Raw genomic sequence first — 24104 nt, forward strand, 5'->3', positions numbered from 1 at the left:
GGTGGCCGTCCTGACAGTCGAGGACCTCGCCGTGTCCTTCGCGCATCGCGAAGGCCGGACCGAGGCGGTCCGCGACGTGTCCTTCTCGATCGAGCCGGGCCGGACGCTGGGGATCGTCGGCGAATCGGGGTCCGGTAAGAGTGTTTCGCTGCTCGCCGCCACCGGACTTCTCGGGCCGGGGGCCCGGGTGGGGGGCCGGGCCGTGCACCAGGGGATCGATCTGATCGCGGCCGATCGCGCCCATCTGCGGTCGATCCGCGGGATCGATATCGGGTTCGTCTTCCAGGATCCGCTGAGCAACCTGCATCCCCTGATACCCATCGGACGACAGATCGGCGAGGCGATCACCGCCCACCACCGGGTCCCCCGCGCGCGGCTTCGGGCCCGGGTCCTGGAACTGCTGAAGGAGGTGGAGATCCCCCGGGCGACGGACCGCATCGATGATCATCCGGTCCACCTGTCGGGCGGTATGCGCCAGCGGGTGATGATCGCGATCGCCCTCGCGTGCAATCCGGGCCTGGTCATCGCCGATGAACCCACGACCGCCCTGGACGTGACCGTGCAGGCGTCGATCCTGGCGCTGCTCGGACGTCTGCAGCGAGACCACGGCACAGCCCTCGTCGTGGTCAGTCACGATCTCGCGGTGGTCTCCGATATCGCCGACGATGTCCTGGTCATGCGAGACGGCGCGATCGTCGAAGCAGGCTCCGCGCGGGCGGTCTACACAGCGCCGAAAACCGCCTATACCCGTTCACTTCTCGCTGCCCACCGCACGCTCGGCAGCCGATCCGCCGAACGGGCGGAGTCGCAGCGGCCCCCGCTGCTGCGGGTCACCGGAATCGAGAAATCCTTCCGCACCCGCGCGACACCGCTGCTCGGAGGCTTCTTCGCGCGCCGGTCGGCGTCGGATACAGCCCCGGTGCTGACCGGTATCGACTTCGAGATCGGCGCCGGAGAGATCGTCGGGCTGGTCGGTGAATCGGGCTCCGGCGCCAGACCCCGGTCACCGAGCTGATCCTGTCCAAGGTGCCCGTCACCGTATCGCTCGCGCTCGGCGCACTGGTGATCTGAATGACCCTGTCCATCGTGTCGGGTGTCGCGGCTGCCCGCCGCCGCGGTACCGCCGTCGATCGTGGGCTCTCCACCGCCGCCTATATCGCGCTGTCACTTCCGACCTTCCTGACCGGAATGCTGCTGTCCTACTTCCTGTTCTTCAAGCTCTCCACCTACGGGCTGTACTGGTTCCCCAGCAGCGGTTACGTACCCTTCGCCGAGAGCCCGTTCGAGTGGGCCCGGCATCTACTGCTGCCGTGGCTCACCCTCACCATCGCCGAGATCGGGCTGTTCCAGCGGGTCGTACGGGGTTCGGTGCTGGAAGCGCTGAGCGCCGACTACATCCGCACCGCCCGGGCGAAGGGGGTGTCCGAGAACGCCGTGTACTACCGCCACGCGCTGAAATCCGCCCTGAACCCGGTGATCACACTCGGCGGCCTCGAACTCGCGGTGATCATGGGCGGCGCGATCGTCACCGAAACCGTCTTCGGGCTCGACGGAGTGGGCCGCCTCGCCATCAATTCCGCCCTGGAAGGTGATTTCCCGGTGGTCATCGGGACGACGATCTTCGCGGCCGCGGTTTTCGTGCTGTGCAATCTCGTGGTCGACGTCGTCACCCGACTCCGCGATCCGGCCGCACGCTGAGACGCCGTCACGACCGAGACGTGCCGTGATCACCGACGGTCGGTCTCGGGCGGTGACCTGCGCGGATTTCCGTGACCTGCGCGGATTTTCCGTGGCGCCGACGCATCCGGCCGGCTCGCCGGGCTAGGGTTGGGGCCGCTGGTACCGGGCGCCGCCCGGACGGCCGTCGACCAACGCTCGCGAGGAGTTCTCATGGGTTCTGCTCGGTCAGTGCGCACTTCCCTGTCCGCGGTGGTCGCGGCGCTGCTGGCGGCGACCGGGTGCGTCTCCATGGTGTCCGCCGCCCCGGAACCCGTCGATCAGCGGCCGAACGTGGTCGTGATCCTGGCCGACGACCTCGATTCGGCGACCACGCCGGTGTGGCAGGCGATGCCGCGGACCGCCGCACTCATCCGTGACCGTGGGATGGAGTTCACCGACGCGTTCGCGCCGATGCCGATCTGCTGCGCGGCCCGTGCCTCCATCCTGACCGGTGAGTACGGGCACAACACCGGTGTCCTCACCAACGCCGGCGAAGTCGGCGGCTTCGAGGCCTTCCGCGCCCGGGGCAACGAATCCCACACCATCGCCACCGCGCTGCACGGCGCGGGCTACCGCACCGGTATGGCCGGCAAGTACCTCAACGGGCTGGAGGACGACCCCGGGCACATCCCGCCCGGCTGGGACGACTGGCACGCCGGAGTCGACAATTTCCTGTACTCCGGCTACAACTACACGCTGAACGAGAACGGCACGTTCGTGAAATACGGTGTGGCGCCGCAGGATTACGAAACCGACGTGATCCGCGCCAAATCCGAGCGGTTCCTCACCGACGCCGCCGCCGCGGGGCAGCCGTTCTTCTGGTACGCCGCCTCCACCGCTCCGCACTTCCCGATTCCGCCCGCGCCCCGGCACCTGGCCGAGACCCGTCCGACAGCCGCACCGCGGTCACCGAATTATCAGGAGCCCGACGTATCGGACAAGCCGTCGTGGCTGATCGATACCGCGAACCCGCGGGCGGCGACCATCACCGTGACCAACGATCCCGACTACACCAATCGGCTCGGGGCACTGAAATCCCTCGACGAGATGGTCGCCGGGATCGTCGAAACCCTCGACCGCACCGGCGAACTCGACAACACCTATCTGGTCTTCACCTCCGACAACGGTTACAGTCTCGGCGCGCACCGGCTGACGCAGAAGATGGCGCCCTACGAAGAATCCATGCGGGTGCCGCTCGCCATCGCCGGGCCCGGAATCCGGCCCGGTCGCAGCGGGGCCATGGCCCTGTCCACAGATCTCGCCCCCACCATCTTCGCCTGGGCCGGCCTTCCGATCCCCGAGCGGGTCGACGGCCGCTCGCTCACGCCCGTGCTGGCCGGCGAGACCGCCGGGTGGCGTGGCGATTTCGTCGCCGAGTACGGGGGTCCGGGCAGCGAGGGCCGCGACGGCATCGCCCAGGAACAGATCCCGGGCACCGACACCCCGCTCATCTACACACTCGATATGCCGTCCTGGAGCGCCCTCCGCACCGACCGCTACCTGTACGCCCGGTGGTACGAACGCGAACGCCCGCTCGACCAGCGCGAATACGAACTCTACGACCTGCGCACGGACCCGTACCAGCTGACCAACCTCATCAAGACCCCCGAAGGACGCGCCGCGCACGCCGACCTGGTCACCGCCCTCGATCGGCGCCTGGCCGCCCTCACCACCTGCGCCGGGGTGACCTGCCGCTGACGGCCGGATCGCAGTCGGCGACGCAGCCGCCGTCCCGGATTTGTCAGGTCGGCCATTTCCCGGTCAGCCGGTGGTACGCGAGCACCCCGCCCCGGTCGACCGATGCTTTGACCAAGCCGAACACCGCGCCCTGGAGGGCGGCCGCGAACAGGACCTCACGCCAGCCGTAGTCGGGAGAGGTCGCTGCCGGGGCTTCGTCCTGTCCGGCCGCCCGGCGCCAGAGCTGACGGAACACCGCGTGCGCCGCGATCCCGCCGAGGACCCCGGCCACGGTGCCGATCGGCTTGTACAGCAGGTTCATGATTTCCTGCTTCGTACGAGCAGCCACGCGACCAGCGCGGCGGCGAGGGCCGCGGTCACAGCGGGTACCGGATACCCGCGCAGCAGTTCTGCCGTCTTCCGGCCACCCGCCGCCACGGACTCGGGTGTCCCGGCTTCGGCCCGTTCGAGGAGCTGATGGGCCTGCGCCTGCACCTGACCGGCGCGATCGCGGACCGTACGCTCCACCTCCCCGGCCCGGTGCCGTACCTCCTCGGCGGCGTGGTGCGCGGTGTCCTGCGCACGCGCCCGTACATCGAACTTCCCGGCGAGTTCGTCCACCGTCTCGCGAAGTTCCTCCCGGACCTGATCGCGGTCGCGTCGCAATGCGTCCCGGTCGTCGTGCACGGATCGTCCTCCGTTCTCGCTCATCGCGACCTCCGGTGGGTGACGGTCTCGATATCGGCGCGCGCCCCGGCCAGGGCGTCCGTGGGCACCGGCGGCGCGCTCGCCGTGATATTCCGCTTCCCGAGCCAGGTGAGTGCGGCCCCACCGGCGAGGAGTACGGCGCCGACGATCAGGGACGCCGCCCACCCCGGCAGGGCCAGCGCCAGCGCCAGCACCACGGCCGCGATCACTGCCGCGCCGCCGTAGAACATCAGCAGGCCGCCCGCGCCCGCGAGCCCGGCGCCTTTGGCCGCGGCGCTCGTCTTTTCCTGCATCTCCAGCCGGGCCAGGCGCATTTCGTCACGCACCAGCCTGCTCACCTGGATGGTGGCCACATCGACGAGTTCGCCGACCGACCGGTCGTCCCCTGACTGCCGCGTAGGCGGCTGTGCCGTCCGAGTCATGTGCTACCTCCTGTCCGGCGGGCGGATACCCGCCGGATCCGGAGCCAAACGACACCGCCACCGGGTGAGAATTCGATCCGGCCTGCGGGCGGCGCCTCTAGCCGCGGGCCGCCCGGTTCACGCGGGTCAGGACCGCATGCAGTTCCTCGAGGTCGTCGAGGCCCACACCCAGCCGTTCGACCACCGCCGGCGGGATCTTCTCGGCCTCGGCACGCAGTGCCCGGCCGGCGGGCGTGAGGTCGACGACGAGGTTGCGTTCGTCACGCGGGTCGCGGGTGCGGGTGAGGTAGTCCAGTGCCTCGAGACGTTTGAGCAACGGGGACAGCGTCGGCGAATCCAGTTGGAGCAGTTCGCCGATCTCCTTGACCGACAGCGGCGCGTCGCCCCAGAGGGCGAGCATCACCAGGTACTGCGGATGGGTGAGCTTCATCGGCTCCAGCAGCGGGCGGTAGATCGCCAGCACGGCGCGGTTGGCCAACGCCAGGGCGAAGCACACCTGCCGCTCCAGCCGCAGCGGGTCCTCGCTTGTGCCGTCCATGGACACCTCCTCGGAGATCGGATCATACGTCCGTGCCCCGCCGGGCCTGTGGGAGCCGGGCGGACAGATAAGTCGTGCACTAATTGTTAGCGTACGATACATTATCGGACAACTGGAGCGGGTGGGTCGTCCGATCGACCACCCGGAGTCGAGGAGCTGCCGATGCCCGCACGAACAACACCGACCCCCGTGCAGCGGATCCGCTATATCTGCGGCAAATCCTTACCGCCCCCGCTGACGGACTGGGTGCTGGCGGACCTCACCGGCCCCGGAGCCACCCGGCGCTATCTGCTGCGCTTCCTGGTGCCGGTGATCGCGCCGCTGTGCCTGCTCCTCCTGCTGCCCGGGCCGCTGTGGATGCACCTGTCCATGATGGGACTGCTCTACATTCCGCTCGCCTACTTCACCGTCGCGCTGCTCTACGTCTACCGTCGCCACCGCCTGGTCCAGCACGGTCTCGACCCCGGCCTCGCGGACGTGGCGCAACGACGCCGGCGCGCCGGGGACCGCCTGGCCTACGAGCGCCGCTACGGCAGAGCGGCCTAAGGAAGGAGACCGCGTGGTAGGCCCGCCGAGGGCTGCTCATCGGCGGTGAATCGCTCGACCGGTGCTGTGCCGAGGCCCGCGCACCGGGCGGCCGGCTGCGCGAGATCCGACGGATCATGAGCCATGACAACTCCCCCGGGATGTGGGACGACGCCCCGATGCCCGGAATCCGACCCGGGCACAGCGTTCGGGAAGGTCGTGCTCGCGCCGCTGCCGTGGTCGCGGCCATACCGGTCGGACGCCCCGGTTTTCAGCCGGTGCGCTGCGAACTCAGCGGGGCGGCGATATCTTCCAGCGATTGCCGCTCGGCGCGCACGCCGAAGAGCAGCTCGACGATTCCGCCGAGCATCATCGTGACCGCGCCGATGGTGAAGGCCAGCGCGGTGCGACCAGGGTCGCCGTCACCCGTGAGCTCCGCGAAAACCAGTGGTCCCGCGATACCGCCCGCGGCGGTGCCCAGGGCGAAGAAGAACGCGATGGCCATCGCCCTGGTCTCCATCGGGAAGATCTCGCTCACCGTCAGGTAGGCCGAACTCGCGCCGCAGGACGCCACGAACAGCACCGCCGTCCAGCACGCGGTGAGCGTGACGGCGGTGAGGTCGCCGCGTACCAGCAGTAAGGCGGTGAGCAGCAACAGCACTCCCGATCCCAGATAGGAACCCGCGATCATGGGTTTGCGGCCGACGGTGTCGAAATAGCGGCCGAGCAGCAGCGGCCCGAAGAAACTGCCCAGGCACATGACGGCATAGAAGTAGCCGGTGCGATCGCTGGGTACGTCGAATGATTCACCGAGGATTACGGCGAAATTGAAGGTGACCGCGTTGTAGAGGAACGCCTGGCCGATGAACAGCGCCAGCCCGAGTACGCTGCGGCGCGGATACTTCCGGAACATGACCGAGGCGATCTCGCCGAACCGGGTGGAACGCCGTTGCCGCACCTCGATGGTCTCCGCCACCGGTGGCAGGTCGGCACCGGTGTCCCGGCGCACCTGTTCCTCCACTGCGTCGACCAGCTCCTCGGCCTGCCGGTCACGGCCGTGGATGAACATCCACCGGGGACTTTCCGGTACCTGCCGACGCACCACGAGCACCAGCAGCCCGAAGAGCACGCCCATGCCGAACATGAGGCGCCAGCCGATATCCGGCGCGAACAGTTGCGGATTCAGCGCGGCCACCGAGAGCAACGCGCCGCCGGAGGCGCCCAGCCAATAGGTGCCGTTGATGACGATATCGATCCGGCCGCGGTATCTGCTGGGAATCAGTTCGTCGATCGCGGAATTGATGGCCGCGTACTCACCACCGATGCCGAGTCCGGTGAGGAACCGGAACAGGACGAACCACCAGACCGAGAAGGAGAACGCGGTCATGGCGGTGGCCACGAGATACACCACCAGCGTGACGATGAACAATTTCTTGCGGCCGTAGCGGTCGGTCATCCGGCCGAAGACCAGCGCCCCGATACACGCGCCCGCCACATACATTGCCGCCGCGAGCCCGGACACCTGCGCCGACGAAATGGCCAGACCACTGTCGGGCTCGGACAGTTTCGCCGCGACACTGCCGACGACGGTGACCTCGAAACCGTCGATGATCCACACCGAGCCGAGCCCGATCACGATCATCCAGTGCCACCGTGCCCAGGGGAGCCGGTCGAGGCGGGCCGGGGTCCGGGTACGCACCGTCGCCATGGGGCGGGTCTTCCCGCTCGCGGAAACGGCAAACCCGGGCACGCGCACGGGTGGGCGAAGCCACTGGTGAGAGCGGCGCGCGGCGGGTATACGGGCGCTATGGCGACCACGTTGCGGCGCACTGTGCCCACCCACCTGCTGTACTTCTTCGTACTCGGTGACGTACTGGGCGCCGGGGTATACGTACTGATCGGCGACATCGCCGCGCAATCGGGTGGCGCGGTGTGGGCGCCGCTGCTCACCGCGCTCGTACTGGCCTGCCTCACCGCGGGCTCGTACGCGGAACTGGCCACCCGGTTTCCGCAGGCGGGCGGCTCGGCCCACTACGTGACCCGAGCGCTCGGGCCGGCCGCGGGCGCCTTCATCGGCTTCTGCATGCTCGCGGCGGGCGTCGTCTCGGTCGGGGCGCTGGCGCGCGGCTTCGCCTCGGATTACCTGGCCGAACTGATCACCCTGCCCACCGCGGCCGTCGTCGTACTGTTCCTGGGCGCACTCGCCCTGCTCAACATCCGCGGTGTCAAGGAATCGCTCGGCGCGAACGTGGTCGCCACGGCGGTCGAGGTCGGCGGGCTGCTCCTGATCATCGGTCTCGGCGCCTGGGTTCTCGTCCGCGGCGACGGAGAGCCGGGCCGGCTCGTCGAGCTGGGCACCGCCGAGCACGGCGCGGTCGGGGCGACCCTCGCGGGTGCGGTACTCGCCTACTACTCGTTCGTCGGGTTCGAGACCTCGGTGAACCTCGCCGAGGAGGTACGGGATCCGCGCCGGGCCTACCCGCGGGCACTGTTCGGCGCGCTGCTGACCGCGGGTCTGGTGTACGTGCTGCTCGGGGTGGTCGCGGGGGCGGTCGTGCCCACCGAGGTCCTGGCGGAGTCGAGCGGTCCGCTACTGGAGGTGGTCCGGGTGGCCGGCGGGGTGCCGGAGCGCCTGTTCGCCGTGATCGCGCTGGTGGCGGTCGCCAACGGCGCACTGCTGACCGGCATCATGGCCTCCCGGCTCGCCTACGGGATGGCCCGCGACGGTCTGCTGCCCGGGATCCTGGCCCGGCTTCTTCCACGCCGCCGGACCCCCTGGGTGGCCGTACTCGCGACCACGACTCTCTCGCTGCTGCTGGCGCTGACCGGCGAGATCGCGGCCCTCGCCGAAACCCTGGTCCTGCTCCTGCTGGTCGTGTTCGCGGCGGTCAACGCGGCCGTGCTCCTGCTGCGCCGGGAACCGGAGGGCACGGGCGGGTTCCGCGTCCCGACCGTGGTGCCCTGGCTCGGCCTGGCGTCCTGCCTTTTCCTGTTCACGCGGATCGACGGTGCGGTGTGGCTGCGCGGACTGATCCTGCTGGGACTCGGTCTGGTGGTGGGCGGTGCGCAGTTCGTCCCCGCGCGCCGGACCCCCGAATCCGGGCCGACGCACTCCGAAATGCGGTGACCGCCAACGGTTCCTGTCCGTGAGTCGGCGCCGTCAGGGAGTCCTGCGGGCCCGGGCCCGCCGTTTACCCTCGTGCATCGCCTGGACCCGGGGGATCGGGATCGTATGGCCTTCGGCGATCAGATCGGCCGGAATCGCCTGCGGTTCGGGCATGGTGGCCGACCAGGGGTCGGTATCCGCCAACAGCGCCGGCACCGTCCGAATCGTGAAGTCCGCCGGCGTCACCTCCTCGAGATCGGACCAGGCGAGCGGGAACGAGACGGGAACGCCGGGGCGGATACGCGGGCTGTAGGCCGCGACGACGGTCGCGCCGCCCGTGCGTGTCGGGTCGAGGAAGACCTTGCCCCCGCGGTCCTCCTTGATGAACGCGGTGGTGGCGAAACCGGGATCCAGGCGCTCGGCCCTTGCCGCGATCGCCCGGGTCGCCGCGGCCGCGTCCTCGTGGCGGGTACCCGGCGCGATCGGCACGAACACATGGGCTCCCTTGGCGCCGCTGGTCTTCACCGCGCCGGTCAACCCGGCGTCCGTCAACGCCACCCGGATCAACTGTGCCGCCTCCGCCGCGTGCCGGAAGGCCTGCCCGGGTGACGGGTCGAGGTCGAGGACGAGATGCGTCGGCGCCGTTCCGGGATCGGAAGTGACCAGAGTCGGGTGGTATTCGACAGCGCGCTGGTTACCGAACCACAGCAGGGTCGGCATATCGTCGCACAGCGCATAGGAGATCTCGCGCCGCGAACTCTCCGCCCAGACCGTCGTCCGCCGGACCCACTCGGGCGTGTACTTCGGCAGGTTCTTCTGCATGAACGGCTCCTGCCCCGGCCGGACGCGGACCACCGACAGCGGGCGGTCCCGCAGTACCCGCACCAGGCGCTCCCCGACCGCCTCCAGGTAGTCCAGCAGGTCTCGCTTGGTCGCCTCGGCGCCGTCGAACAGCGGCTGATCCGGATTCGTCACCGGAACCCCGCGGCGGACCTCGTCACCGGTCATCGCCTCACCATGCCCGCCGGCGGCACCGCGGTCAACCACGGGCCGCCCACCGCGGCGGCCACCCGGACCCGCCGCGCACCCGGTTCCCGGACCGGACGGCCGCGACAGCGCGAAGGACCATATTTCGGTTGCGCACCGCGCGCACGATCCGGATCGTTGCCCTGTGCCCCCACGAACCCCGATACCGACTCCGCCCAACTCCCACCCACCCGAAGAACGCCCGGACCTCACCGGCTGGCGGCGCCGGCACGCCCGGCGCTCGTCGAACGCCGCCCGGCCGATCCCGTCCGGTAAGCAGTACCGCCGCAAGCAGAAGCACTCGAAACACCAGGATCCCGACGCCCGCCGGTGACGGCGGGCCGACCGGTCCGCGAAACATCCGGTGCCGCAATCACGATGTCCGGACAACGCGCTTTCCCATTTCCCGGCCCATCGGAGCAGCTATGAGCGACACCACCCGGCGCGACACCCTGTGGATGCGTGCGGACCTGCGACACGCCTGCCGGCTCCTCGGACTCGACGACCGGCACGGTGCCTGGATCGCCCGCGAGTTCGCCCCCTGGGCGGCCGGATATCTCGCACGCCGGGTAACCCTCGAACTCCGCCACCGGGACGCGGACGCGGCCTGAGGTCTCCCCGATTTGCCGAAATCCGCCCGATCGGCTGTGATCGGAAAACGTGAGCGGAAACGGCAGCGTTTCGAACATCGGGGTCCCGATCGCACTGGACCGCCGGACCGTACTACGCGCGGGGGCGGTGACCGCCGCGGCAGCCGCGTTACCCGTCCCGACCGCGTATGCGGCGAGCCCGGTGTTCGGGCACGGCGTCGCCTCCGGTGATCCGCTCCCCGACGGCGTCATCCTCTGGACCCGGGTGACCGTCGGGCCACAGGCCCTGCCGGGATCGGGAATCGGCGCCCCGGCCACGGTCCGGTGGGAGATCGCCGAGGACGCCGGGTTCACCACGGTGGTCGCCGCCGGCTCGCTCACCGCGGACGCGGACTCCGATCACACGGTGAAAGTGGACGTACGCGGTCTGGGCCCGGCGCACGACTACCACTACCGGTTCCATGCCCTCGGCGCGACGTCGCCGACCGGCCGGACCCGCACCGCCCCGGCCGATGCGGACTCCCCCGCCCGGCTGCGTTTCGGTGTGGTCTCCTGCGCCAACTGGGAAGCGGGGTATTTCGCCGCCTACCGCCACCTCGCCGCCCGCGACGATCTCGACGCCGTCGTCCACCTGGGCGATTACCTCTACGAATACCGCTCCGGATCCTTCGCCGGCCGCGCCGGGACGGTCCGGCAGCACGAGCCGGTGCACGAAATCGTCTCGCTCGCCGACTACCGGATCCGGCACGGGCAGTACAAAACCGACCCCGATCTCATGGCCCTGCACGCGCGGGTGCCGTTCATCTGTACCTGGGACGACCACGAATCCGCGAACAACGCCTGGTCCGGCGGCGCGGAGAACCACGACCCCGCGTCCGAGGGCAGCTGGGCGGATCGGCGCGCCGCCGCGACCCGCGCGTACGTGGAATGGATGCCGGTCCGGCTGCACACCACGGCCGGAGAGACCCGGATCTACCGCCGGCTGCGGTTCGGCACTCTCGCCGAACTGTCGATGCTGGATCTGCGCAGCTACCGGGACAGGCAACCCGAGCGCGGCACCCGGGAAGGTGACGACCCGGCCCGTACGATGACCGGCGCGCGCCAGATGGAATGGCTCACCGCCGGATTGGTTTCCGGCTCCGCGCGGTGGCAGGTGGTCGGTAATTCGGTCATGATCACGCCGCTGGCTTTCCCACCGCTGGACCCCGCGACCACCGCGGCGGTCACCGAAGTAATCGGTATCCCCCGCGAGGGTCCGGCGCCCAACACCGACCAGTGGGACGGCTACCCCGCCGACCGCCGCCGCCTCCTCCAGGCCCTCACCGACCGCGGCGTCGGCGACGTCGTCTTCCTCACCGGCGATATCCACAGCTCCTGGGCCTCCGATGTCCCGCTCGACGGCGCGCGATACCCGGGCGGCCCCACCGCCGGAGCCGAATTCGTGGTCCCGTCGGTGACCTCCGCCGGAATCGGGGATCTGCTTCCGACCCCGCCGCGCACGGCTTCGGTCACGCTCGCGGAGTCGGTGCGGGCGCTCAACCCGCACATCCGCTACACCGAGCTCGATTCCCACGGCTACGGCGTGGTCGAACTCGTGCCCGACCGGGTGCGGATGGAGTGGTACTACGTCGGTGATGTCACCGACGCAGGCACCGGCGTCCGAGTAGCGGCCGCCTGGGAACTGCCCCACGGCGGCCGCCTCCGGCCGGGCGGATGAACACAGTTCGGATCACGGTCTTATTAATCATTCCCTCGTGACCGCGGCATTGTTTCAATGCCGCTATGCACCAGTCTCGTTCTCTTACCGCACGTTTCCGATTCCGATCGGTCGCGATGCTCCTCGCCGTCGCCGCTGCCGGGGTGGCGCTGACCGGGTGCAACAGCAGTGACGGGCCCGGTGGCGCCGCGCTCGATACGCCGCTGCCCACCGAGGTCCCGCCGGGCACCACCCTGGTGGTCGCCGACCAGCAGGAACGTTTCCAGACCGCGCTGCGCGCCTCGGGTGAACTGGACAAGTTGCCGTTCAAGGTGGAGTTCGCGAATTTCATCGGCGGTCCGGAGATTCTGGAGGCGTTCCGGGCGGGGGCGGCCGATGTGGCGCCGGTGGGCGATGTACCGCCGATCCACGCCCTCGCCGCCGGCCAGGACGTGCCGATCATCGCCGCCTATCAGACCGATCCGGCGGGGATCAAACTCGCTGTCGCGCCGGGTGTCACGGCAACCCGGCTGGCCGATCTCCAAGGTAAGAAGATCGCCTATGCCGAAGGGACGGCTCAGCAGGCGGCGGTGTTGCGCGCACTGGACAAGGCCGGTCTGACCACGTCCGATGTCGAGCTGGTGCGGCTGCAGCTGGCCGATTTCAACGATGCGGTCCGCACCGGGCAGGTCGATATCGCGCCGTTGAACGAGCCCCGGCTGACCCGTTTCCTGCGTACTCCGGGTGCGACCGTGATCGCCGATTCCGAGACCACCGGTATCTATTTCGGCCTGGGCTATCTGTATTCCCGGCGGGAAGCGACCCAGGATCCGGCGAAATCCGCCGCGCTGCGCGCCCTGGTCGGCGCCTTCGTGCGGTCGTTCCACTGGACCAATACGCACCGGGACGAGTGGGCCCGTATCTACTACATCGAGAATCAGAAGCTCAGCGCCGACGATGCCGGCCGGATCGTCGATTCACTCGGGGAGTTCACCTTCCCTCATCTGGATCAGAAGTTGATCGACGCGCAACAGGCGACCATCGACGTCATCGACGCGGCCGGTCAGTTGCCGCGCAAGGTCGAGGCCGCGGACGGTTTCGATACGCGGTTCGACCAGGTGATCAGCGAGACCGTGCCCGCCGTGGGCGCACGATTCGAACGGGAGGCACACTAGTGGCCACCTTGGATATCTCCGCGGGCGCACGGGCGGATTCCGCCCCGCTCGCACCACCGGCCCGGTCCGCCCGAACCGGGCGCCGGGTCCGCCTCGGGCCCGGCCGGCCGATCCCGTTCGGTTTCGCGCTGGGTCCCGTACTGCTGCTGGCCGCCTGGGTGATCGGTTCGCTGTCCGGCGCCCTCGATGCCGAGACGCTACCCGCGCCGTGGGATGTGGCCCGGACCGCGGGTGATCTGATCGCCGAGGGCACCCTGCAGTCCAATCTGCTCACCTCGCTGCAGCGGGCCGCGATCGGTCTCGTGCTCGGGGTATCGATCGGTGTGGTCCTCGCGCTGGTCTCCGGTCTGAGCCGGATCGGTGAGGCCCTCGTGGACGGCCCGGTGCAGATCAAACGTTCCATCCCGACCCTCGCGCTGATCCCGCTGTTCATCGTGTGGTTCGGGATCGGCGAGGAGATGAAGCTCATCGTCATCACCGCCAGTGTGCTGGTGCCGGTGTACATCAATACGCATGCCTCCCTGCGCGGAGTCGACGCGCGGTATGTGGAGCTGGCGCAAACGGTCGGCCTGTCCCGGTGGGGTTTCATCCGCCGGGTCGCGCTGCCCGGTTCACTGCCGGGCTTCTTCACCGGACTGCGGCTGGCGGTCACCATCTCCTGGCTGGCCCTGGTGGTGGTCGAGCAGGTGAACGCCACCAGCGGTATCGGCTATCTGATGACCCAGGCACGTACCTACGGGCAGATCGACGTGATCGTGGTGGGACTGGTGATCTACGGACTGCTGGGTCTGTTCGGTGACCTGGCCGTCCGCGCGCTGGAGCGGAGGGCGCTGGCATGGCGACAGACACTGTCGGACTGACCGTACGGGTCCGCGCGCTGCGGCGCGGGTTCGGTGACCGGGTCGTGTTGCGCGGGGTGGATCTCGATATCGCGCCGGGCGAGTTCGTGGCGCTGCTGGGCCGTAGCGGTTCCGGTAAGAGCACCCTGCTGCGGGCACTCGGCGAACTGGACCACGATATCGCCGGCGACGGTGAACTGACGGTTCCCCGGGAGCGGTCGGTGGTGTTCCAGGATTCCCGGCTGCTGCCGTGGCTCGAGGTGCTCGACAATGTCACGCTCGGTCTGAGCGGTCCGGGCGCCGCACAGCGTGGCCGTGACGCACTGGCCGAGGTCGGCCTGGCCGGTCGGGAGAAGGCCTGGCCCCGGGAACTGTCCGGCGGCGAACAACAGCGGGTGGCGCTGGCCCGTTCCCTGGTCCGCGAACCGGCGCTGCTGCTCGCCGACGAACCGTTCGGCGCGCTGGACGCGCTCACCCGGATCCGCATGCACGGACTGCTACAGGATCTCTGCGCCCGGCACCGCCCGGCGGTACTACTGGTCACGCACGATGTGGACGAGGCGGTGCTGCTCGCCGACCGGGTGCTCGTCCTCGACGAGGGCCGCATCGCCGTCGACCTGTCCATCGAGCAGGCCCGCCCGCGCCGGCACGGTGATCCCGCCGTCGCCCACTACCGCGAACAACTCCTGGCCGCGCTCGGTGTCTCCACCGAATCCACTCAGTACGAGGACGATGCACGATGACCGAACCACGCCGGCTGAGTCTCAACGCGTTCATCTACCCCGCCGGGCACCACGAGGCGGCCTGGCGCCATCCGGCCAGCCGCCCCGACCGGATCTACGATGTCCGCTACTACCAGGAGATCGCCCGGACCGCCGAGGCCGCGACCTTCGACGCGGTGTTCTTCGCCGACGGACCGGCACTGCGGACCAATGTGGCCTACAACGCCGCTCCCGGCCTCGAACCCATCACGCTGCTGACCGCGATCGCCGCGGCGACCACGCATCTGGGTTTGATCGCCACGGCGTCCACCACCTACTACGAGCCCTACAACCTGGCCCGGCTGTTCTCCTCGCTGGACCATATCTCCGGCGGCCGGGCGGGCTGGAACATCGTCACCACCGGAACCGATCTGGCCGCCGCCAATTTCGGGCTGGAACGTCATCCCGATCACACCGAGCGCTACGCGCGGGCCCGCGAATTCGTCGACGCCGTCACCGCGCTGTGGGACAGCTGGGAGGACGACGCCATCCTGCTGGACCGCGCCGGCGGCCGGTACGCGGACCCGGACAAGATCCATCCCATCGATTTCGCCGGCGAACACCTGCGGGTCCGCGGGCCGTTCAATTCGGCCCGCACGCCGCAGGGGTATCCGGTCCTGGTGCAGGCGGGAGCGTCCAACGACGGCCGCGCCTTCGCCGGGCGGTACGCCGAGGCGATCTTCACCGCGCATCAGCGGCTGAGCGACGCCCAGGCGTTCTACCGCGATATCAAACAGCGGGCGGCGGGTTTCGGCCGCGCACCCGACCAGGTGAAGATCCTGCCCGGGATCAGTCCGTTCATCGCGGGCACCGAGTCGGCGGCGAAACAGCTGGAACGGGAGTTCAACGAGCTCACCGTGCCCGAGTACGGCATCAAACAGCTGGAATCGCTGGCACACGAATCACTGCGGCATCTCGAACTCGACGAACCGGTACCGGTCGAATTGTTCGCCGACGCCGGTGATGTCACCGACAATTCGGCGAGCCGGCGGCAGGTGGTGGCCGGGATCGTCCAGCGGGAACGGCCGACCCTGCGCGGTCTGCTGCACCGGCTGGCGGGCGCGCGCGGGCACCGGGTCTTCGCGGGCACCCCGGAGCAGGTGGCCGACACCATCGAGAAGTGGTTCCGCTCCGGTGCCGCGGACGGTTTCAACGTGATGCCGCCCTACTATCCCGGCGGCCTGGAGGTCTTCACCGAAACCGTGGTCCCGATCCTGCGGCAGCGCGGGCTGTTCCGGACCGAGTACACCGGCACCACCCTGCGCGACCATTTCGGGCTGCCCAAACCGGCGAGCCGTTACGCGCCGCAGCCGGTGGCCGGGTAACGGCAGGCTAGCGCGCTCCCCCGCGGTCGGACAGGGCGGTGACCAGATCGGACGCGGCGGTGGCCAGTTCGATCCGCGCGACGTGCGGCAGGGTGGCGGCGAGTTTTCCGGCGATGGCCGCCTGGATATCCGCGCCGATCGCCACTCCCGCGGCGGTCGGCGCCACGCGGCTGATCCGGCGATCTGCCGGATCGGGTTGCCGCGCAACATAACCACGGCGTTCCAGCCGGTCCACCATGCCGGTGATATTGGTCTTGTCACAGCCGAGCGCCGCGGCGAGTTCGCCGAAGGTCGGATGCTGGGCCTGCACCAGGCAGAGCAGCGCGATCTGCTGGGCGGTGAGGCCGAATTCGCGGGCTATCGCCCCGTAGAACGCGTTCACCTCACGGTAGAGCCCGCCGAGGGCGGCAACCAGGTCGTGATCGTTCACTGCCACGCGAGCAGTTTAGATGATGGACGGTTGACGAGGCACGATAGTTAGTCGAGTATATCGACTATCTATTTGGTGCGGGTACTCGCCCGGGAACTCGCGCCCCGCGCGATCACGGTCAACAGTGTGCTGCCCGGTGCCGTACGCACCGACGCGCTGGCCGCCGCGGGGGTCGGGCAGGTCGACCGGATCGCCGCGACGATCCCGATGGGCCGAATCGGCGAACCCGCCGATATCGCCGATATCGTGGGCTTTCTCGTTTCCGAAGAGGCCCGGTGGATCGCCGGCGCGTCCCTACCCGCCTCGGGCGGGGCCTTCTGAGCTCGACCGGCCCGGCTACGCGGCGCGGACGCGGCTCAGGCCCCACTCCTCGGCCAGGAGGCGGTGCGAGGTGAGGCGGTCCTCGTGCCGGTGGGTGACGCTGGTGACGACCAGTTCGTCGGCGCCGGTGAGATCGCGCAGCGCGGTCAGGCGTGCGGCGACCGAGCCGGGGGTTCCGACGAATTGGGTATTCACCCGGTCGTCGACCAGCCGCAGCTGATCGTCGGTCAGCGGTGGCGCGGTATCGGGGTCGAGGTATTCCGCGGCCCCCGCACCACTGCGGATACTGGCCACCCAGTGGCCGTAGGTGGAGGCCAGATGGCGGGCGGTCGACTCCTGCGTGGCGACCACGACATCGGCCGAAACCACCAGATACGGTTCCGGATAGCGCGGCGAGGGACGGAACGCTGCCCGGTAGGCCTCGACGGTTTCCAGGACGGTCCCCGGGGAGACGTGGTAGTTCGCCACGAACGGCAGCCCCAGCGACCCGGCCAGCCGGGCGCTCTCGCCACCGCTGCTGCCGAACAACCACAGTTCGACCCCGGCGCCCTCCCCGGGTACGGCGTGCAGGGCGACGCCGTCGGCGGTCGAATAGGTGCCGGCGAGCAGCGCGCGGATCTCCTCGACCTGCCGGGTGTAGTCGAGCGGTTCGGCGCCCGGTAGCCGCAGCGCTTCCAGCGAGGCCACCAGCCGGGTGGTATCACGGATCCCGTTGGGCGCGAACGGCGGTGGGACGATCACCCCGTCGTGGACCTCGGTCGGACGTTGCCGGGCGGGAGCGGCCGGGGCGGCCGCGGACCGGAGCTGTTCGATCCGATGTGCCGAACGACCCAGCCCCAGATCGAGCCGGCCGGGGTACAGGGCATCGATGGTGCCGAACGATTCGACGACCGAGGCCGAGGTGCGGTACCCGGCCTGCACCGCGGCCGAACCGACGCGGATGGTCTCGGTGGCGCCCGCGATGAGGGCGATCAGTTCGGTCGGCGCCGAGGAGGCGACCGCGACGAAATGGTGTTCGGCCACCCAGAACCGCCGGTAACCCCACGCTTCGGTGTGCCGGGCGAGGTCGATGGTGTTCCGGATCGCCTGCCGGGCGGTGGATCCGGTGCTGATCGGCGACAGGTCCAGAACGGACAGGGGTACCGTCATGATGCGCGCACTTTCTCGTCGGCTCGATGGGGGTGGCGCAGACCCAGATGCTCGCGCAGGGTCGTGCCGGTGTACTCGGTGCGGTAGGTGCCGCGGTCCTGAAGTTCCGGGACCACCTTGTCGACGAACTCGTCCAGCCCGGCCGGGGTGAGGTGGGGCACCAGGATGAACCCGTCGGCGGCGTCCTCCTGGACGTAGCGGTCGATTTCGGCGGCGACCTCCGCCGGTGACCCGACGAACTGCTGACGCGCGGTGACCTCGATGATCAGTTCGCGGATCGTCAGGTTCTCCGCTTCGGCCCGGGCCCGCCACTGCTCGGCCACCGCCCGCGGATCCCGGGCGTGGCGCACCCGGCCCCGGGTGATGGTCACATCGTCGAGCGGTTCGATATCGGGTAGTGGGCCGTCCGGGTCGTAGGCGGACAGGTCACGGCCCCAGACCTGTTCCAGGAAGGCGATGGCGGTCTGCGGGCCGACCTGCTGCCGCCGGATGTGCTGCGCGCGTTCCTCGGCGTCGGCCCGGTTGTCGCCGAGGACGAAGGTGGCCGCGGGCAGGATCAGCAGGTCGTCGCGGTGGCGGCCGTACTTGGCGAGCCGGCCTTTCATATCGGTGTAGAACTGCTGTCCGGCCGCGAGTTCGCCGTGCCGGCTGAAGATCGCGTCCGCGGTGGCGGCCCCGAATTCCCGGCCCTCCTCGGAATCCCCGGCCTGCAACTGCACCGGATATCCCTGCGGGCTGCGCGGGAGGACGAAGGTGCCCTCGATATCGAACTGACTGCCGCGATACCGGAATTCGGGGAGCGGTGTCGTGAACACGCCCCGTTCCCGGTCGACGACCACCGCGTCGGCGGGCCAGCTGTCCCACAGCGTGCGAGTCGCCGCAACCACCTCCGCGGCCCGCGTGTACCGCTGGGCGTGCTCGAGGTACCCGCCGCGGCGGAAGTTCTCGCCGGTGAACGCGTCGGAGGAGGTGACCGCGTTCCAGGCGGCCCGCCCGCCGGACAGGTGATCGAGGGTCGCGAACTGTTTCGCGAGTTCGAACGGTTCGTTGAAGGTGGTGTTGATGGTGCCCGCCAGGCCGAGCCGGTCCGTGACCCCGGCGAGGGCGTTGAGCACCGTGAAGGTGTCGGGGCGGCCGACGACGTCCAGATCGTGGATCCGGCCGCGGTGCTCGCGCAGCCGCAGACCTTCGGCGAGGAAGAAGAAATCGAACAGTCCGCGTTCGGCCGTCCGGGCCAGATGGGTGAACGATTCGAAGTCGATCTGGCTACCGGATTCCGGATCGGTCCAGACGGTGGTGTTGTTGACGCCCGGGAAGTGGGCGGCGAGATGGATCTGCTTACCCGACTGGGTCTTCGGCATATCAGCCCCGTTCGGTCGCGTAGCGGTTGTGCGGACGCGGCAGGCCGAGCCTGCCGCGCAAGGTGGTGAGCGGGGCCGGGAGCCGGTCCAGGAACGGGGCGAGGGCCAGCGGCCGCAGCACGATCCCGTCCGCGGCGCATTCCCGCTGCACCTGCTCGGCCAGCTCCCGCAAGGTGTCCGTGGTTCCCACATGGCGAAGGCCGTCCGGACCGCCGGTGGCGGTCCACTCCTCCAGTTCGGCCACCTCCTGCGCGGCCAGCGCCGCCGTCGGCGCGAGATGGACCTCGAGATCGAGCAGCACCCGCACCTGCCGGGGATCGCGGCCGGCCGCGGCCACCGCGGAGCGCAGGACCGACCGGGTCTCGGCGGCGGTGGCCCGGTCCGGGGCGGTGATCCGGATGAGGTCGGCGTAGCGCACCGCCGTCCGGGTGGCGTGCGGACCGGCGGCCCGCACCGCGATCAGCGGCTGCCCTTGCGGCGGGCGCGGCGTGATCGACGGGCCTTTCACCGAGAAGTTGTCCCCGGCGAAATCGATGTAGTGCAATTTGCCGCGATCGATGAACCGCCCCGTGCCACTGTCGCGGATCTCCGCGTCGTCCTCCCAGCTGTCCCACAACCGGGTGACCACCTCGATCGCCTCGCCGGCTTCGTGCCACAGCGAATCCTCGGGCTGCTCGGATTTGCGGCCGAACAAACGGGCCTGCTCGGCGCCCGGTGAAACCGTCACCTCCCAGCCCGCGCGGCCGGAGGTCGCGTAGTCGAGGCTCGCGACGGCCTTGGACAGATGGAACGGTTCGGTATGGGTGACCGGCGCCTGCGGGATCACGCCGAGCCGGGTGGTGGCCGTCGCCACCCGCGCGGCGATACCGACCGCTTCGAGGCGTCCCCGCGCGCCGCCGGCTTGCAGGGCGAACGAATCCGGCAGGAAGACCAAGTCCAGACCGGCCCGGTCGACGGCGGCGGCCGCGTCGACCCAGTATCCGGCGGTGAAGAGGTCCTCGGCCCGTGAGTCCGCGCGGCGCCAGGACGCGGGATGCACGCCGGTACCGGACAATTCGACGGCGAGCAGCAGGGGCGAGACCTGCGTCATCAAGCGGTCCTCTCTCTCGGCCGGTGCCGGCGGGCGGCCCCCGGCACCGCCAGCAGCAGTTCCCGGGTGAACTCGTGCCGCGGCGCTTCGAAGATCTCCGCGGTCCGGCCCGTCTCCACGATGCGGCCCTCCCGCATGACCGCCACCCGGTCGCTCATCCCGCGGACCACCGCGAGGTCGTGGGAGACGAACAGATAGCTCAGCGACAGTTCGGTCTGTAGAGCGTCGAGCAGGCTCAGGATCTGTTCCTGCACCGAGACATCCAGCGCCGACACCGGTTCGTCGAGGATCACCAGATCCGGGCGCAGGGCCAGGGCGCGGGCGATGGCCACCCGCTGACGCTGCCCGCCCGACAGTTCGGCCGGGCGCCGTTGCGCGGCGGAGACCGGAAGCGCGACTTGCTGGAGCAGTTCGGCGACCCGGTCGCCGCGGGTCGACCGGTCGCCGATCCCGAAGGCTCGCAACGGTTCGGCGACGATGGCGCCGACGGTCAGCTTCGGGTTCAGCGAGGCGTACGGGTTCTGGTAAACGATCTGGACGCGCCGCCGCCACTCCCGCAGCCGGGCCCCGCGCAGCCCGCCGATATCGGTGCCGTCGAATTCCACGGTGCCGCGATCGGGCTGCTCCAGCCGGGCGATGATCCGTGCCGTCGTGGACTTACCGGAGCCGGATTCGCCGACGATCGCCAGGGTTTCGCCGCGATCGACGCTCAGCGAGACATCGGTGACGGCCGCGAGCGTGGTGCCGCGCGCCACCCGGAAGGATTTGTGCAGACCGCGGGCCGACAACAGGGGTGTGGCGGCGCGGGCACGTTCGGGTCGGCGCGTCCGGCCCGTTCCCGAGGCGGCGGCCAGCAGTCGGCGGGTGTACTCGTGTCGTGGCTCGGTGAACACTTCGGCGGCGGTGCCGGATTCCACGATCCGGCCGTGCCGCATCACCACGATCCGGTCGGCGCGGTCGGCGGCGACACCGAGGTCGTGGGTGATCAGCAGGACCGCGGTGCCCGATTCGGCGGTGCGGCCGGCCAGATGGTCGAGGATGCGCCGCTGGACGGTGACATCGAGCGCGCTGGTCGGTTCGTCGGCGATGACCAGGCGCGGACCGCACGCCAGGGCGATCCCGATCAGTACCCGCTGACGCTGGCCGCCCGACAGATCCTGCGGGAACTGCCGGGCCCGCAGGGCCGGGCGATCGATTCCGGCCTCGGTCAGGATCCGGATCGCCTCGGCGCCCGCGGTGCGCCGGTCCGCGCGGCCGTGGATCCGCAGCGTTTCGGCGACCTGGTCACCGATGCGCAGCACCGGGTTCAACGACACCGCGGGATCCTGTGGTACGAAACCGATCTGGGCGCCGCGGATCCGCCGCCATCCGGGAGCCGGCAGCCGGTCGAGCCGTTCTCCGGCGAAGGTCACGCTGCCGGCGGTGACCGCTCCGGCGGCGCTCGGCAACCCGATCACCGCGTGGGCCAGACTGGATTTCCCCGATCCGGACTCCCCGACCACGGCGACCGTCTCCCCGGTGCCGATCGTCAGGGATATCCCGTCGACCGCGGTGGTCGACGCCGCGGCGGTGCGGTACTCGACCACCAGATCCTCGACCTGTAGCAGTGGGTCCCCCGTCGCGCTCACCACGACCACCCGGTCAGGTACAGTCGCGGCAGTTGTTCGGCCAGGCGGGCCTGGAAGCGCCAGCCGTCGCGGAGGAATCCGCGGATCCGGCGCGCCGTGTCCACCAGCGGGTCGCCGGCTTCCGGTCCGACGGATGCCGCTTCGCGGCCGGCCCACGTACGGGTGGTGTGGTGACCGATCCGTGCACGGGCGACTTCGTGACGTGTCACCGCAGTCCCTCCTGGGCGAAGGCCCGGCCCAGGCGCTGGGTGGCGAGCACCACCGCGACGATGACCAGACCGGGTAACGTGGTCAGCCACCAGGCGGTGGCGAGATAGTTGCGTCCCTCCGAGATCAGCGATCCCCATTCCGGAGTCGGCGGCGCGGCACCGTAGCCGAGGAAACTCAGCGACGACACCGCCAGCACCGCGAGACCGAACTCGACGGCGGCCAGCGCGGCGACCGGCGCGTAGGAATTGCGCAGGACGTGCCGGAAGAGCACCCCGTACCAGCGCACTCCGCAGGCGCGGGCGGCCTCCACGTACGGCGCCTGCCGCACCCGCAGCACCTCGGCGCGCATCACCCGGGCGAATCGCGCGATGAGCGCGACACCGACGGCGAGCGCGACATTGCCGGTGCCGAAACCGAGCACCGTCACCAGGGCCAGCGAGACCAGCAGTTCCGGAATCGACAGCAGCACATCCACACAGCGCATGACGATGCTGTCCAGCGTTCCACCCACCACCCCCGACACCACCCCGAGCAGCGACCCGGCCACCAGCCCGATCGCCACGGCGAGCACGGTCGCCGTCAGCGACAGCGCGGCCGCGTGCACGACCCGGGTGTAGAGGTCGCGACCGAGATTGTCGGTACCGAACCAGTGCTGCGGGCTCGGGCCCCGGAACTTCTCGCTCGGTACACCGGTCAGCGGGTCGCCCCGGGTGAACAGGGCGGGCACGGTCGCCCAGCCGAGTACGAGGACCAGCACCGCCCCGGAGATCACCACACCGGCCGCGGTCCGCCCGCGGCGCGGTGTCCGAACCTTCTCACCCGGTGGTGCGACGAGTTCGCGAACCTCAGACACGGACCGTCTCCTTCCCGCGGGCCCCGTCCACCACCCGCGCATCCACCAGCGGATACACCAGATCCACCAGCAGATTCACCAGCACATACACCGCCGCGCTGAACACCACGATGCCCTGCACCACAGGGATGTCCTGGTTCAGCACCGCGGTCTGGGTCAGGCGGCCGACACCGGCGCGCGCGAACACTGTTTCCACGATCACCGACCCGGCGAGCACCGTGCCCACCCAGACTCCCGCGATGGTCAGCGCCGGGCCGACCGCCGCGCGCAGTACATGCCGCCGCTGCACCCACGCGCGGGACGCGCCCTTCGCGAAGGCGACCGCCACGAACGGCTGGTTCCAGGTGGCGATCAGATTGCTGTAGAGCACCTGCGCGATCACCGCGCCCACCGGCACGGCAAGGGTGATCGCCGGCAGGATCGTCCCGCTGAACCCGGTCCCCCCGAACGCCGGCACCAAGCGCAGCTGGAACGAGAACAGATGCAGCAGGATCAATCCGACCCAGAAGGTGGGCATGGCCGCCCCGACCGGCGGCAGCGCGGTCAGCAGATCGCGCAACCACGTGCGTTCGGTATAGGCCGCGGCCAGTGCGAGGGCGGCGCCGAACACCACGGCGAGCACCAGCGTCGTACCGGCCAGCGCCAGCGTGGAGGGCAGCGCCTCCCCGATGGCCTCGACGACGGTCTGCCCGGTACTCAGCGAATGCCCCAGATCACCGCGCACCGCGTGGACCACCGCGGTCGCGTACTGCTCCCACACCGGTTTGTCCAGCCCGTACCGGGCCTGCAGTTCGGCGACCGCGGCGGCGTCGACCGGGGTACCGGGACTGGCGTCCACGGCGAGCTGCACCGGATCGGCGGGGAGCAGGTACAGCACCGCGAAGGAAACGGTGAACGCCGCCCACAGTACGCCGGCCGCCTGAAGCACCCGCAGCAGCACATACCGGGTCAGCGT

The 24104-nt window shown here is 69.9% G+C and carries 27 protein-coding genes; 13 read left to right on the forward strand and 14 right to left on the reverse strand.

The features are described from left to right. The first annotated feature begins 1 nt into the window (after window position 1). The 3 genes from NF4_RS18175 (at window position 2) to NF4_RS18185 (ending at window position 3417) form a co-directional block, all read left to right on the forward strand. Window positions 2-1015, forward strand: a complete 1014-nt coding sequence (locus NF4_RS18175; RefSeq protein ID WP_063128508.1) for an ATP-binding cassette domain-containing protein — start codon at window positions 2-4, stop codon at window positions 1013-1015. Window positions 1016-1071: 56 nt separating this feature from the next. Then, entirely contained in the window at window positions 1072-1698 is a 627-nt protein-coding gene (locus NF4_RS18180; protein ID WP_063128509.1) for an ABC transporter permease, read from the forward strand. Window positions 1699-1890: 192 nt separating this feature from the next. Further along, the gene (locus NF4_RS18185) at window positions 1891-3417 is read left to right on the forward strand and encodes a sulfatase family protein (protein ID WP_063128510.1); all 1527 of its coding nucleotides are present in this window, start codon (window positions 1891-1893) and stop codon (window positions 3415-3417) included. A gap of 43 nt (window positions 3418-3460) precedes the next feature. Here the strand turns inward: NF4_RS18185 and NF4_RS18190 are convergent, their stop codons facing one another. From NF4_RS18190 to NF4_RS18205, 4 genes are all read right to left on the reverse strand, one after another. Further along, a complete protein-coding gene (locus NF4_RS18190) occupies window positions 3461-3718 on the reverse strand; it encodes a DUF4235 domain-containing protein (RefSeq protein ID WP_063128511.1) in 258 nt (85 codons plus the stop codon). Beyond that, window positions 3715-4107, reverse strand: a complete 393-nt coding sequence (locus NF4_RS18195) for a DUF3618 domain-containing protein (RefSeq protein WP_063128512.1) — start codon at window positions 4105-4107, stop codon at window positions 3715-3717. The genes NF4_RS18190 and NF4_RS18195 overlap by 4 nt, the downstream gene beginning before the upstream one ends. Further along, the gene (locus NF4_RS18200; protein ID WP_063128513.1) at window positions 4104-4526 is read right to left on the reverse strand and encodes a phage holin family protein; all 423 of its coding nucleotides are present in this window, start codon (window positions 4524-4526) and stop codon (window positions 4104-4106) included. The genes NF4_RS18195 and NF4_RS18200 overlap by 4 nt, the downstream gene beginning before the upstream one ends. Window positions 4527-4623: 97 nt before the next feature. After that, complete coding sequence (locus NF4_RS18205; RefSeq protein ID WP_063128514.1) at window positions 4624-5064, reverse strand: MarR family winged helix-turn-helix transcriptional regulator; 441 nt, start codon at window positions 5062-5064, stop codon at window positions 4624-4626. Window positions 5065-5226: 162 nt separating this feature from the next. Between NF4_RS18205 and NF4_RS18210 the strand changes: the two genes are divergently transcribed. Continuing rightward, on the forward strand, window positions 5227-5610 hold the full coding sequence (locus NF4_RS18210; RefSeq protein ID WP_063128515.1) for a DUF5313 family protein: 384 nt from the start codon (window positions 5227-5229) through the stop codon (window positions 5608-5610). Between the two features lie 250 nt (window positions 5611-5860). On the opposite strand, the gene NF4_RS18215 is transcribed toward NF4_RS18210, so the two are convergent. After that, complete coding sequence (locus NF4_RS18215; RefSeq protein ID WP_063128650.1) at window positions 5861-7297, reverse strand: MFS transporter; 1437 nt, start codon at window positions 7295-7297, stop codon at window positions 5861-5863. A gap of 99 nt (window positions 7298-7396) precedes the next feature. On the opposite strand from NF4_RS18215, the gene NF4_RS18220 reads away from it, so the two are divergent. Then, window positions 7397-8716, forward strand: a complete 1320-nt coding sequence (locus NF4_RS18220) for an APC family permease (RefSeq protein WP_084533212.1) — start codon at window positions 7397-7399, stop codon at window positions 8714-8716. Window positions 8717-8749: 33 nt separating this feature from the next. On the opposite strand, the gene NF4_RS18225 is transcribed toward NF4_RS18220, so the two are convergent. After that, window positions 8750-9703: a DNA polymerase domain-containing protein gene (locus NF4_RS18225; RefSeq protein WP_063128652.1), complete on the reverse strand. Its 954-nt coding sequence runs from the start codon at window positions 9701-9703 to the stop codon at window positions 8750-8752. A 163-nt stretch (window positions 9704-9866) separates the two neighbouring features. On the opposite strand from NF4_RS18225, the gene NF4_RS36580 reads away from it, so the two are divergent. The 7 genes from NF4_RS36580 to NF4_RS18260 all read left to right on the forward strand — a co-directional run bounded on the left by NF4_RS36580 (window position 9867) and on the right by NF4_RS18260 (window position 16107). After that, the gene (locus tag NF4_RS36580; protein ID WP_084533213.1) at window positions 9867-10055 is read left to right on the forward strand and encodes a hypothetical protein; all 189 of its coding nucleotides are present in this window, start codon (window positions 9867-9869) and stop codon (window positions 10053-10055) included. Window positions 10056-10146: 91 nt separating this feature from the next. Then, on the forward strand, window positions 10147-10332 hold the full coding sequence (locus NF4_RS18235) for a hypothetical protein (RefSeq protein WP_063128517.1): 186 nt from the start codon (window positions 10147-10149) through the stop codon (window positions 10330-10332). Between the two features lie 49 nt (window positions 10333-10381). After that, complete coding sequence (locus NF4_RS18240) at window positions 10382-12028, forward strand: alkaline phosphatase D family protein (protein WP_439956760.1); 1647 nt, start codon at window positions 10382-10384, stop codon at window positions 12026-12028. A 116-nt stretch (window positions 12029-12144) separates the two neighbouring features. Continuing rightward, window positions 12145-13182, forward strand: coding sequence for an ABC transporter substrate-binding protein (locus NF4_RS18245; RefSeq protein ID WP_063128518.1), 1038 nt, complete (start codon window positions 12145-12147; stop codon window positions 13180-13182). Then, entirely contained in the window at window positions 13182-14042 is an 861-nt protein-coding gene (locus NF4_RS18250; protein WP_084533215.1) for an ABC transporter permease, read from the forward strand. Before NF4_RS18245 ends, NF4_RS18250 begins: the two co-directional genes overlap by 1 nt. Beyond that, window positions 14018-14764: an ABC transporter ATP-binding protein gene (locus NF4_RS18255; protein ID WP_063128519.1), complete on the forward strand. Its 747-nt coding sequence runs from the start codon at window positions 14018-14020 to the stop codon at window positions 14762-14764. The genes NF4_RS18250 and NF4_RS18255 overlap by 25 nt, the downstream gene beginning before the upstream one ends. Further along, window positions 14761-16107, forward strand: a complete 1347-nt coding sequence (locus tag NF4_RS18260) for an LLM class flavin-dependent oxidoreductase (RefSeq protein ID WP_063128520.1) — start codon at window positions 14761-14763, stop codon at window positions 16105-16107. The genes NF4_RS18255 and NF4_RS18260 overlap by 4 nt, the downstream gene beginning before the upstream one ends. A 7-nt stretch (window positions 16108-16114) precedes the next feature. Here NF4_RS18260 and NF4_RS18265 read toward each other — a convergent pair whose 3' ends face one another. Beyond that, window positions 16115-16543, reverse strand: coding sequence for a MarR family winged helix-turn-helix transcriptional regulator (locus tag NF4_RS18265; protein WP_063128521.1), 429 nt, complete (start codon window positions 16541-16543; stop codon window positions 16115-16117). Window positions 16544-16612: 69 nt separating this feature from the next. On the opposite strand from NF4_RS18265, the gene NF4_RS18270 reads away from it, so the two are divergent. Then, window positions 16613-16858, forward strand: a complete 246-nt coding sequence (locus NF4_RS18270) for an SDR family oxidoreductase (protein WP_063128522.1) — start codon at window positions 16613-16615, stop codon at window positions 16856-16858. A 15-nt stretch (window positions 16859-16873) separates the two neighbouring features. Here NF4_RS18270 and NF4_RS18275 read toward each other — a convergent pair whose 3' ends face one another. From NF4_RS18275 to NF4_RS18305, 7 genes are read right to left on the reverse strand one after another with little or no spacing between them, the layout of a single operon-like run. Continuing rightward, window positions 16874-18007, reverse strand: a complete 1134-nt coding sequence (locus NF4_RS18275) for an LLM class flavin-dependent oxidoreductase (RefSeq protein WP_063128523.1) — start codon at window positions 18005-18007, stop codon at window positions 16874-16876. Beyond that, on the reverse strand, window positions 18004-19368 hold the full coding sequence (locus NF4_RS18280) for an NtaA/DmoA family FMN-dependent monooxygenase (RefSeq protein ID WP_063128524.1): 1365 nt from the start codon (window positions 19366-19368) through the stop codon (window positions 18004-18006). Before NF4_RS18280 ends, NF4_RS18275 begins: the two co-directional genes overlap by 4 nt. A 1-nt stretch (window position 19369) precedes the next feature. After that, window positions 19370-20458: an LLM class flavin-dependent oxidoreductase gene (locus NF4_RS18285; protein WP_063128525.1), complete on the reverse strand. Its 1089-nt coding sequence runs from the start codon at window positions 20456-20458 to the stop codon at window positions 19370-19372. Then, the gene (locus NF4_RS18290; RefSeq protein WP_063128655.1) at window positions 20458-22086 is read right to left on the reverse strand and encodes a dipeptide ABC transporter ATP-binding protein; all 1629 of its coding nucleotides are present in this window, start codon (window positions 22084-22086) and stop codon (window positions 20458-20460) included. The genes NF4_RS18285 and NF4_RS18290 overlap by 1 nt, the downstream gene beginning before the upstream one ends. After that, on the reverse strand, window positions 22083-22295 hold the full coding sequence (locus tag NF4_RS18295; protein ID WP_063128526.1) for a hypothetical protein: 213 nt from the start codon (window positions 22293-22295) through the stop codon (window positions 22083-22085). The genes NF4_RS18290 and NF4_RS18295 overlap by 4 nt, the downstream gene beginning before the upstream one ends. After that, entirely contained in the window at window positions 22292-23191 is a 900-nt protein-coding gene (locus tag NF4_RS18300) for an ABC transporter permease (protein ID WP_084533217.1), read from the reverse strand. The genes NF4_RS18295 and NF4_RS18300 overlap by 4 nt, the downstream gene beginning before the upstream one ends. After that, the gene (locus NF4_RS18305; protein ID WP_063128656.1) at window positions 23142-24101 is read right to left on the reverse strand and encodes an ABC transporter permease; all 960 of its coding nucleotides are present in this window, start codon (window positions 24099-24101) and stop codon (window positions 23142-23144) included. The genes NF4_RS18300 and NF4_RS18305 overlap by 50 nt, the downstream gene beginning before the upstream one ends. Between the last annotated feature and the right edge of the window lie 3 nt (window positions 24102-24104).

It is taken from the genome of Nocardia fusca NBRC 14340 (genome assembly GCF_001618425.1).
GTDB lineage: Bacteria > Actinomycetota > Actinomycetes > Mycobacteriales > Mycobacteriaceae > Nocardia > Nocardia fusca.

Coding starts and splice junctions, on each gene's coding strand:
- NF4_RS18195 (WP_063128512.1), bottom strand. CDS start 4,107: ATGAGCGAGAACGGAGGACGATCCGTGCACGACGACCGGGACGCATTG.
- NF4_RS18280 (WP_063128524.1), bottom strand. CDS start 19,368: ATGCCGAAGACCCAGTCGGGTAAGCAGATCCATCTCGCCGCCCACTTC.
- NF4_RS18185 (WP_063128510.1), top strand. CDS start 1,891: ATGGGTTCTGCTCGGTCAGTGCGCACTTCCCTGTCCGCGGTGGTCGCG.
- NF4_RS18235 (WP_063128517.1), top strand. CDS start 10,147: ATGAGCGACACCACCCGGCGCGACACCCTGTGGATGCGTGCGGACCTG.
- NF4_RS18180 (WP_063128509.1), top strand. CDS start 1,072: ATGACCCTGTCCATCGTGTCGGGTGTCGCGGCTGCCCGCCGCCGCGGT.
- NF4_RS18190 (WP_063128511.1), bottom strand. CDS start 3,718: ATGAACCTGCTGTACAAGCCGATCGGCACCGTGGCCGGGGTCCTCGGC.
- NF4_RS18255 (WP_063128519.1), top strand. CDS start 14,018: ATGGCGACAGACACTGTCGGACTGACCGTACGGGTCCGCGCGCTGCGG.
- NF4_RS18210 (WP_063128515.1), top strand. CDS start 5,227: ATGCCCGCACGAACAACACCGACCCCCGTGCAGCGGATCCGCTATATC.
- NF4_RS18205 (WP_063128514.1), bottom strand. CDS start 5,064: ATGGACGGCACAAGCGAGGACCCGCTGCGGCTGGAGCGGCAGGTGTGC.
- NF4_RS18300 (WP_084533217.1), bottom strand. CDS start 23,191: ATGCGCGGGTGGTGGACGGGGCCCGCGGGAAGGAGACGGTCCGTGTCT.
- NF4_RS18225 (WP_063128652.1), bottom strand. CDS start 9,703: ATGACCGGTGACGAGGTCCGCCGCGGGGTTCCGGTGACGAATCCGGAT.
- NF4_RS18215 (WP_063128650.1), bottom strand. CDS start 7,297: ATGGCGACGGTGCGTACCCGGACCCCGGCCCGCCTCGACCGGCTCCCC.
- NF4_RS18245 (WP_063128518.1), top strand. CDS start 12,145: ATGCTCCTCGCCGTCGCCGCTGCCGGGGTGGCGCTGACCGGGTGCAAC.
- NF4_RS18220 (WP_084533212.1), top strand. CDS start 7,397: ATGGCGACCACGTTGCGGCGCACTGTGCCCACCCACCTGCTGTACTTC.
- NF4_RS18200 (WP_063128513.1), bottom strand. CDS start 4,526: ATGACTCGGACGGCACAGCCGCCTACGCGGCAGTCAGGGGACGACCGG.
- NF4_RS18260 (WP_063128520.1), top strand. CDS start 14,761: ATGACCGAACCACGCCGGCTGAGTCTCAACGCGTTCATCTACCCCGCC.
- NF4_RS18275 (WP_063128523.1), bottom strand. CDS start 18,007: ATGACGGTACCCCTGTCCGTTCTGGACCTGTCGCCGATCAGCACCGGA.
- NF4_RS18285 (WP_063128525.1), bottom strand. CDS start 20,458: ATGACGCAGGTCTCGCCCCTGCTGCTCGCCGTCGAATTGTCCGGTACC.